This is a genomic window from Pantoea sp. PvP021, from assembly GCF_054056055.1.
On the sequence record NZ_JBSRXX010000001.1, the window covers coordinates 1,283,747 to 1,292,864 of the forward strand.

The following is a 9,118-nucleotide window of genomic DNA, read 5'->3' on the forward strand; positions in this document are numbered from 1 at the left end:
GCTGCTCGCGGTGACTGCCAGCAATAAATTTATCAGCGAATCGCTGTTTTAATCCGATAAAAAAAGCGGCATCGCTGCCGCTTTTTCAGATTACGCGTTGTTTGCCAGCGCGTTGGGGTTGAGCGTGAGTTTCTGATAACTCTCAACCCACTGATGATACTTGTCCGCATCTTCCCACAGTCGGGTATGAACACGGGCCAGCACCACCGGATCGCTGATCAACTGCAGACGCTGTTCGCGGCCCAGTTTATCCGGCGCATCGCTCAGCGCCTGATCAACCCGACGGTCACGCGCATAGTCCAGTAACTGACTCTGCTTGTGGCGCGATGTGGCCAGTGCCGTTGCCAGCGCGTTGAAGGCAGGATGGAATAAGGCATGCATAAAGCCATTTTCCAGCGCGCGCTCACGGTTCAGTACCACATAGCGATCGGTATCCACCAACTCCTGCGGCGGTGAGTACTCTTCCGGGATCAGGAACAGCTTCGCTTTCTTGCTCTTAATGCCCAGCGTTGCGCGGCTCGACATGACCGAGACAAACGGCGACAGAATCAGTGAGAAGACGATCGGTGCCAGCCACCACAGGAAGTTAAGATCCAGCAGTCCCATACCAATCGCCCACACCAGACCCAATGCCATCTGCGAACCGTGACGTTTAAACGCCTCGCTCCACGGTGTCGCATCGTCATCACGCTGCGGTGAGTTCCACACCACTTCCCAGCCGAGGAAGGCGCTGACCACAAACACCGTATGGAACAGCATACGCACTGGTGCCAGCAGCACCGAGAACAGCGTTTCCAGCACCAGTGAAGCCAGCAGCCGCAGAGGTCCGCCGTAGGCCTTCGATCCTTTAAACCAGATCAACACGACACTCAGCATTTTCGGCAGGAACAGCAGCACCATAGTGGTTGAGAACAGCGCTATTGCCAGTTCCGGACGCCACTGCGGCCAGACCGGGAAGAGCTGCCGCGGTTGCAGGAAGTAGGTCGGTTCCATCAGCGTATGCACTACCTGCAGGGCAGTGGAGAGCGCCAGGAACATAAACCACAGCGGAGCCGAGAGGTAGGACATCACACCCGTCAGGAACACTGCACGGTGAACCGGGTGCATCCCTTTCACCAGGAACAGGCGGAAGTTCATCAGGTTGCCGTGACACCAGCGGCGGTCACGTTTCAGCTCATCCAGCAGGTTCGGTGGCAGTTCTTCATAGGATCCCGGCAGGTCATAGGCAATCCAGACGCCCCAACCGGCACGACGCATCAGCGCAGCTTCTACGAAGTCATGCGACATGATTGAACCCGCAAAGGAGCCCTCTCCCGGTAACGGTGCCAGGGCACAGTGCTCAATAAAGGGTTTCACGCGGATAATGGCGTTGTGACCCCAGTAGTGAGACTCGCCCAGCTGCCAGAAGTGCAGACCGGCGGTAAATAACGGACCGTAGACGCGGGTCGCAAACTGCTGACAGCGCGCATAAAGCGTATCCATACCCGATGCTTTCGGCGACGACTGGATGATCCCGGCATTCGGGTTGGCATCCATCATGCGTACCAGACCGGTGAGACACTCTCCGCTCATGACGCTATCGGCATCCAGCACCACCATGTAGCTGTAGTTGCTGCCCCAGCGACGGCAGAAGTCATCGATGTTTCCGCTTTTACGCTTCACGCGACGACGACGACGGCGATAGAAAATCTTGCCTGCCCCGCCAACATCCCGCACCAGTTCCATCCAGGCTTTCTGTTCGGCAATCGCGATATCCGCATCGTAACTGTCGCTGAGGATGTAGACGTCGAAGTGTTCAGCGTTACCGGTACGAACCACCGACTCCCAGGTCGCACGCAGACCGGCGTAAACACGCTCAACGTCTTCATTACAGATCGGCATAATCAGCGCGGTACGATGTTCCGGGTTAAGCGGTTCATCTCCGACCGTTGAGTAAGAGATACTGTATTTATCACGTCCAATCAGCAGCTGCAGGAAGCCCATCAGGGCCGTCCAGAAACCAGCAGAGACCCAGCAGAAAAGTATGGCGAACAGGAACAGGATGCCGGTCTGCAACAAATAAGGCAGGATCTGCATCACTGACTGCTGCCAGTTCTGATTGATCATCTCCATCGGATCCAGAAGCGTCCAGCCCTGATACGGCAGAATACTCTTCATGTACCAGGTGGCGACCACGGTCTGGAAAATGGTCAGGATCAGCAGAATGTAGCGGCGAATTGAACCGACATGACGCCACTTCTCCTCGGCACGCCGCTCTTCGGCATTGCTATAACGCGGCACCGATTTGTGTCCACGCAGTGAGTCCCAGGCACGGGCGACCGGGTTGGTACGCCAGGCTTCCGGGAACATCAGTGAGCGTTTGACCTTCGGCATCGCCTTCAGCGTGGTGCGGTCGAGGTAATCTTTACCCAACTGCTGACCTTCGGCCAGCGAATCGGGCCAGGCCATTTCAACCCGCGATGAGACCGATTTTAACGGCGCATCGTCGGGACGGTCACTGGCTGCGACATCCCTGCCCAGCACATCATGGATGAAGTGGAACTCGCTGGCATTCTGCAATGAGACGCTCAGTCGGGCCTTCCCTGCCGCATCCAGCGGCAGAGATTCCACATAACGTTGAGGTGTAAAAGTCGATTTATTCATTGGCAGGTAACTGATAGCTCCAGGTTTCCGTCAATGTCTTGTCGCCGCTAATCAAGGCCGCACGCATTTCGGTGGACTGCTTGGCATCTTTCACACGCAGACGCAACACCAGACGCCAGCCTTTGGTGACCGGGTTATAACGTACGCTCTGCTCAACCACATCAGCATTTTTACCCACGCTGACCTGCGGTGCCACCTGACTGTTTTCCGCCATCTTGCTCATGTCTTTACCCACGAAGTCGATGGTGAAAGCCACGGTGCCATCCGGCTGACGCACCAGATTAGACTGCTTCACGTCACCCGCTGAACGCAGGGTATTTTTGACCCAGGCGGTATCATCGGAGTGCAGCTGGTTTTCGTCGCGCGAGAAGTGCAGACGATATTTGAAGTTCATCTCTTTGCCAGGCTCTGGCAGCGTCTCCGGCGTCCAGAACGCAACGATGTTGTCGTTGGTTTCATCTGCCGTCGGGATTTCAACCAGTTCAACCCGGCCTTTACCCCAGTCGCCTATTGGCTCAACCCAGCCGCTTGGACGAAGATCATAGCGGTCATCAAGATCCTGATAGTTGTTAAAGTCACGCCCACGCTGCAGCAGACCAAACCCTTTCGGATTCTCGATGGTGAAGGTGCTCACTGCCAGATGACGCGGATTGTTCAGCGGACGCCAAATCCACTCCCCGTTGCCGTTGTGGATAGATAGACCGTCAGAGTCATGCAGTGCCGGACGGAAGTTGTTCACCGTCGATGGCTGGTTCTGACCAAACAGGAACATACTGGTCAGCGGTGCAACACCCAGTTTGCCGACGTTATCACGCAGGTAAACTTTTGACTGCACATCAACCGTTGAAGCGTCACCCGGATGCAGCACAAAGCGATACGCACCCGCCGCACGCGGCGAATCGAGCAGTGCGTAGATCACCAGCTGTTTGTCCTGTGGTTTAGGACGCTGAATCCAGAACTCTTTAAAGCGCGGGAACTCTTCACCGGACGGCAGCGCCGTATCGATGGCAAGTCCACGCGCCGACAGGCCATAAACCTGACCGGCACCGATGACACGGAAATAGCTCGCGCCCAGGAAGCTGGCGATCTCATCGTTTTTACCCTTGTTGTTGAGTGGGTAAAGTACTTTGAAACCGGCAAAACCGAGGTTTTTTACCGCATCTGCGTCATGTTTTACATTACCGAAATTAAAATAATCGGGGTTGTATTTAATCTCGCGCACCGCGCTGGCGGTCACTTCGTTGATCTGCACCGGGGTATCGAAATACATTCCCTGATGATAAAACTCCAGCTTGAACGGCGTGCGCAGTTTGCCCCAATACGCTTTATCGTGGTTAAACTGGATCTGCTGATAATCAGCAAATTTCATTTCACGAAATTGAGAGGGTAAATTGCTTTTAGGCGCTTCGAAGCTTTTCCCTGCCAACGCTTTGGCTTGTTTGGCAACATCGTCGATGTTAAACGCCCAACTGTTATTGGCGTACAACGCCAGCAGAACTGCAGTACCAATCCAGCGTACCTTCATCAGTCCGGCTTTATTTTTTTCTTTAGTCAGCACATCCCCCCCTTTCGTGTGCTTAAATCAAACCCGTTTATCTTAAAGGATTATTCGGTTTTCCGACAGCTTATGCGCAACATTGTTCCCGCATTTCGTCAGGCTTAACCCTGCTTTTAGGACAATTAGACACTACGGATTCCACTGATAGTATACCTGGTTTATCCCAGGTAGAATTTTCACAGAGCATAATCCGGTTTCAGGGTGAAACCGGTTAAACGTACTAACGAACTGGAACTTTATGAGTACTGTAAAACCTGAACGTGAATACTTCCTCGACTCCATCCGCGCGTATCTGATGTTACTGGGGGTGCCGTTTCACGTTTCCCTCATCTACTCTGCGCAGAAATGGGCAGTAAACAGTCATGAAGCGTCGTTATGGCTGACGCTGCTGAATGATTTTATTCATGCGTTTCGTATGCAGGTGTTTTTCGTCATTTCGGGCTATTTCTCCTACATGCTGTATCTGCGCTATCAGCCACGTCGCTTCCTGAAGGTGCGTCTGGAACGGGTAGGTATCCCAATGCTGACCGCCATTCCGCTGCTGACGCTGCCGCAATTTTTTATGCTGAAAGAGTGGACGGATAAGCTGGCTGACTGGCCCCGTTTCACGCCCTATCAGAAGTTTAATAACCTGATGTGGGAGCTGATTTCACACCTGTGGTTCCTGGTGGTGCTGGTGATGCTGACCACGCTGGGGATGGTGACCTTCCGCTGGCTGCGCGATCAGCATCGCACCATTGATTATTCGCGGGTTGGCTGGGGATCGCTGACGGCGGGCGTACTGGCGTGGGCACTGCTCTGGTGCGTGTTCCGGCGTCTGGTGTTTATTTTCCAGCCTGCGTGGCTGATGGATGGTTTGTTTAGCATCATAGTGATGCAGACACTCTTCTATCTGCCGTTCTTTATGCTGGGAGCGCTGGCGTGGAAACATCCCCCGCTGAAGCAGCTGTTTGTCCGCTTCAATCTGGTGATGTGGGTCGGTGCGCTGCTGATGTTTGCGGCCTATTGCGCCAACCAGCGACTGAGCAGCGGTGAGGGCTGGTTGTATGAGCTGGATGCGATTATCTCGACGCTGATGGGCATTTGCATGCTGAATGTCTGCTTCTGCTTTGGTCATAAGCTGCTGAATTCACATTCGCCGCGCATTATGTATCTGGTCAATGCGTCACTGTTTATCTATCTGGTGCACCATCCGCTGACGCTACTGTATGGCATTTACGTGACGCCACGGATTGAAAATAACACGCTGGGCTTCTTCGTTGGCCTGCTGATGGTGTTTGGCATCGCGTTTCTGCTGTATGAGATTCACCTGCGCATCCCGCTGCTGCGGTTCCTGTTCTCGGGGAAATTTGAGCGTAAACAAGCACAATGACAGGCGATCAGTGACCTCGGGCCATAAGTGAGGTCAGGCTATAAATGATGTGTCTCACAGACAGCTTAAGAGTTTAAAGCGATGGGAGCATACGCCAGTAGCAAAGCATAGCGGGCCAGGGACAAAAACGCCGGGAGCGTTTTTGAACAACGCAACGCGTTGGCCCGGCAACGGGCGCACCTCAGGGATGAGGTGCGTAATCGCCCGCGCTGAGCCCGCCAGGGATGGCGGGTTTTGCGTCTTTGCGGAGGGCGTATGCTTCCTGAGCCAGCGCCTGTACCCAGGCAAGGTCCAGCTTAAAGCAGCCACTCAATCGGCAGTCGCCACACTAACCGCACCTGCAGCCGTTGCCACCAGGAGCAGCCCGGCTCGTGTTTATGCACAATCTGCTGCGGCTCACCCGGATACTCCAGCCAGTTTACCCTGCCCCACTTATCCAGCCGCAGCGTCCATGCCCGATCGCGCATTGACTGGCTGAAACGCTGATGCGTCTCTCCGGCGAGCGCCGCACTCTCAATCACCAGTCCCATTTCCGTATTCAGCACCGCTGAACGGGGATCGAAGTTAAACGAGCCGATAAACAGCGTCTGTTGATCCACTGAGAAGGTTTTGGCATGCAGGCTGGAGCCGGAGTTACCGGTTAATCCCCGGTCGTGCGGGGCATCAGGCACGCCCGCCTGCGGTTTCAGCTCATAGAGGGCAATACCATGACGCAGCAGTTTTTTACGCCACTTAGCGTAGCCGGCATGGACAATCGACACATCGTTAGCCGCCAGCGAATTGGTCAGAATGGCAATTTTTACCCCTTTGCGCTTCAGCGACAGCAGCTGAGCGACCCCTGCGCGGGTCGGCACGAAATAGGCCGAGATGATGTCGAACTGCTTTTGCGGCGTGCCTATCACCTCCAGCATTCGCTGCGGCAGCAGGCTTCTGGCACGCGCTTTGCCCAGCCCTTTACGCGGATCATCGCTCAGCAGGCGCGCTTTTGCCCAGGTCAGAGCCAGCGTGCCCTCTTCCAGCTCCTGTAGCAGCGAAGAATTTTCCAGCCGCTGAAGATAGCGCTGCACCGGTTCACTGTGACGCCATTCTGCTGGCAGACTCACACTGTCCTCTTCCGGCTCCTCTTCATCCAGCACCTGCTGCAGCGGCGAGACCGGCTTACTGCGCCAGTAGCGCTCAAAATCCTCTGCGACTTCTTTAACCACCGGGCCTATTGCCATGACGTCGAGATCGGCAAACAGCGGTTCATTGCCGGTGCCGAAATATTCGTCGCCGATATTGCGCCCACCGACCACGGTCGTGACGCCATCCACCGTAAAGCTTTTGTTGTGCATGCGGCGGTTCAGACGGGCAAAGTCGGTGAGATAACCCAGCGCGCGCAGGGTGCGAAACGAGAACGGATTAAACAGCCGCACCTCAATGTTGGGATGGCGGTTGAGCTGGGCCAGCGTGTCGTCCAGGCCCGGCGTATTGTTGTCATCCAGCAGCAGCCGCACTTTCACGCCGCGTCGGGCAGCTTCCAGCACGGCGCTGAACAGCAACCGGCCAGAGAGATCGTTTTGCCAGATGTAATACTGGATATCGAGTGAACGCTCCGCTTTTTGCATCAGCAGATAGCGGGCAGCAAAAGCATCCAGCCCGTCGCTCAGCTGATGGACGCCGCTCAGACCCGGATGGCGCAGACACTCTGGCTCCAGCTGTGTTTCCAGCCAGCTGGACCGTTCCAATGGCTGGGAGAGCTCAAACGCTTCGGTCATGACATTTCCCTGTAAAATGCAGTTATTTTTATTATTCCCCGGTCCGACCTCTGATGCTATTCCTCTGTTCTGAGTTAGTGAGGGGTCACGGGCGTTTTTTAGTCTAGACTTAACCGGACGATCTGTGACCGGCATTATCCCGGCAGGAGAGGAATATGTCTCATCAATCCCTTACAGATGCCCGCCAGCGCTATCATCCCAGCCTGTTTCGCAGCTTTTTCCAGGGCAGTTTCCCCTGTTCCACTGCCTGCCGTACGCCCGGTAAACGGCTGGATATGGTGATCAGCAGCGGACACGATATGCTGCTGGAAAAAGATTATGCCGCCCTGGCTGAGCAGCATCTGCTCACCGCCCGCGACGGTGCGCGCTGGCATCTGATCGAAAAGATCCCTGGCCAGTATGACTGGCAGAGCTTTCTGCCAATGGTCGACGCCGCGCGACGTCAGCAGATGGAGATCATCTGGGAGCTGGCTCATTTCGGTTATCCCGATCATCTTAATATCTGGAAAGCCGAATTTGTTGACCATTTTAGTCGTTTCGCCCGTGCGATGGCACAACTGATGCGCGATCAGGGCATCGAACGCCCCTTCTTTACACCGGTTAATCAAATCTCATTCTGGTCATGGGCCGGGGCGGATGTGGCCTGGTTTAATCCTCATGCGGCGCAGCGTGGTAAAGAGCTGAAGCGCCAGCTGGTCCGCGCCTCGCTGGCGGCGATACATGCCATTCGCGAGGTCTATCCGGAGGCGCGCTTTGTGCTGACTGACCCGCTGGTGCAGATCGCTCATCATCCCGATAATCCGGACAGCAAACCCTATGCCGATGCGCAGCATCAGGCGCAGTTCGAAGCCTGGGACATGCTGGCCGGTCGCGTCGATAAGGAGCTAGGCGGCAGTGAAGATTGCCTGGATATCCTCGGCCTGAACTACTATCCCGATAACCACTGGTTTTTCCCCGACCAGCCGATGTCGCTGGAGGATCCGGAGCGTGTGCCGCTGCATATCCTGCTGGCGCAGTGCTGGCAGCGCTACCAGCGTCCGATGCTGATTGCCGAAACCGGCGCTGAGGGTGAAGCGCGCGCCCCCTGGCTGCAGGAGATCAGTGAAAACGTGGCGCTGGCGCTGGATCAGGGCATTGCGGTGGAGGGGATTTCGCTCTATCCGGTAGTGGAGTATCCCGCCTGGGCCGATGACCGGCGTTCCCCTGGCCCGCTGCTGGGATTAGCCGATCCCAATGGCAACCGTAATCTGCATGAGCCGCTGGCGCTGGTATTGCGCAGTCAGCAGATTAAGTTTGCGACACGAAATCAGACGTGCTGAGAAGATGGCTTTTTAGGGTAACAGGAGCGAACGTCGAGAGAGGGATCGGCAGGATGACGTACGTCGGTCAGCCAGACCATGGTAAACAGGAAGGTCACCCCGATCAGGCAGGCCGCCAGCAAACCGATAATTGCGATTAATTTGTCATCTCCGGAGTCCATCGCCTTCTCCTTATTCAATCCGTTGAATCCCTGTGCGTGTCAGCTCATCCAGAGCGTAATCATCAGGACAAAGATTATAAGCGTTACCGAGGTCACCGCAAGCACCACTATCGCAAAGTGCGCATCGTCAAGTGACTGGCGAATTGGCTCATCGTGATCGTCGGGTGGCAAGGGTAAAGACATAACTATCCTGTGAAAAACATGGGCCGCCGGGAGTGATGCGGTGAGTGACAGTGTAGATGAAAGGCTGATTATCGTCCGGTTCTTTCGTCCGAAAAATAAACTGGCCCGTGCCAGCGCGGCACGGG

The 9,118-nt window shown here is 55.4% G+C and carries 7 protein-coding genes; 2 read left to right on the top strand and 5 right to left on the bottom strand.

Going from position 1 to position 9,118, the window contains the following annotated elements:
• Nucleotides 1-90: 90 nt before the first annotated feature.
• Nucleotides 91-2,643 (bottom strand): glucans biosynthesis glucosyltransferase MdoH, encoded by a 2,553-nt coding sequence (mdoH, locus tag ACVKSX_RS05910; RefSeq protein ID WP_010669828.1) that lies wholly within the window; start codon nt 2,641-2,643, stop codon nt 91-93.
• Nucleotides 2,636-4,171, bottom strand: coding sequence for a glucan biosynthesis protein G (locus tag ACVKSX_RS05915; RefSeq protein WP_354438553.1), 1,536 nt, complete (start codon nt 4,169-4,171; stop codon nt 2,636-2,638). Before ACVKSX_RS05915 ends, mdoH begins: the two co-directional genes overlap by 8 nt.
• 268 nt (nt 4,172-4,439) lie before the next feature.
• Here ACVKSX_RS05915 and mdoC point away from each other — a divergent pair, with 268 nt between their 5' ends.
• Nucleotides 4,440-5,573, top strand: coding sequence for a glucans biosynthesis protein MdoC (gene mdoC / locus ACVKSX_RS05920; RefSeq protein ID WP_010246421.1), 1,134 nt, complete (start codon nt 4,440-4,442; stop codon nt 5,571-5,573).
• 296 nt (nt 5,574-5,869) lie between these two features.
• On the opposite strand, the gene ACVKSX_RS05925 is transcribed toward mdoC, so the two are convergent.
• On the bottom strand, nt 5,870-7,330 hold the full coding sequence (locus tag ACVKSX_RS05925) for a phospholipase D family protein (protein ID WP_010669827.1): 1,461 nt from the start codon (nt 7,328-7,330) through the stop codon (nt 5,870-5,872).
• 155 nt (nt 7,331-7,485) lie between these two features.
• Here ACVKSX_RS05925 and ACVKSX_RS05930 point away from each other — a divergent pair, with 155 nt between their 5' ends.
• Nucleotides 7,486-8,649, top strand: a complete 1,164-nt coding sequence (locus ACVKSX_RS05930; RefSeq protein WP_010246425.1) for a glycoside hydrolase family 1 protein — start codon at nt 7,486-7,488, stop codon at nt 8,647-8,649.
• Here ACVKSX_RS05930 and ACVKSX_RS05935 read toward each other — a convergent pair.
• The gene (locus ACVKSX_RS05935) at nt 8,637-8,810 is read right to left on the bottom strand and encodes a hypothetical protein (RefSeq protein WP_354438481.1); all 174 of its coding nucleotides are present in this window, start codon (nt 8,808-8,810) and stop codon (nt 8,637-8,639) included. The genes ACVKSX_RS05930 and ACVKSX_RS05935 overlap by 13 nt on opposite strands.
• A gap of 39 nt (nt 8,811-8,849) precedes the next feature.
• On the bottom strand, nt 8,850-8,993 hold the full coding sequence (locus tag ACVKSX_RS05940; protein WP_010246429.1) for a hypothetical protein: 144 nt from the start codon (nt 8,991-8,993) through the stop codon (nt 8,850-8,852).
• Nucleotides 8,994-9,118: the final 125 nt, after the last annotated feature.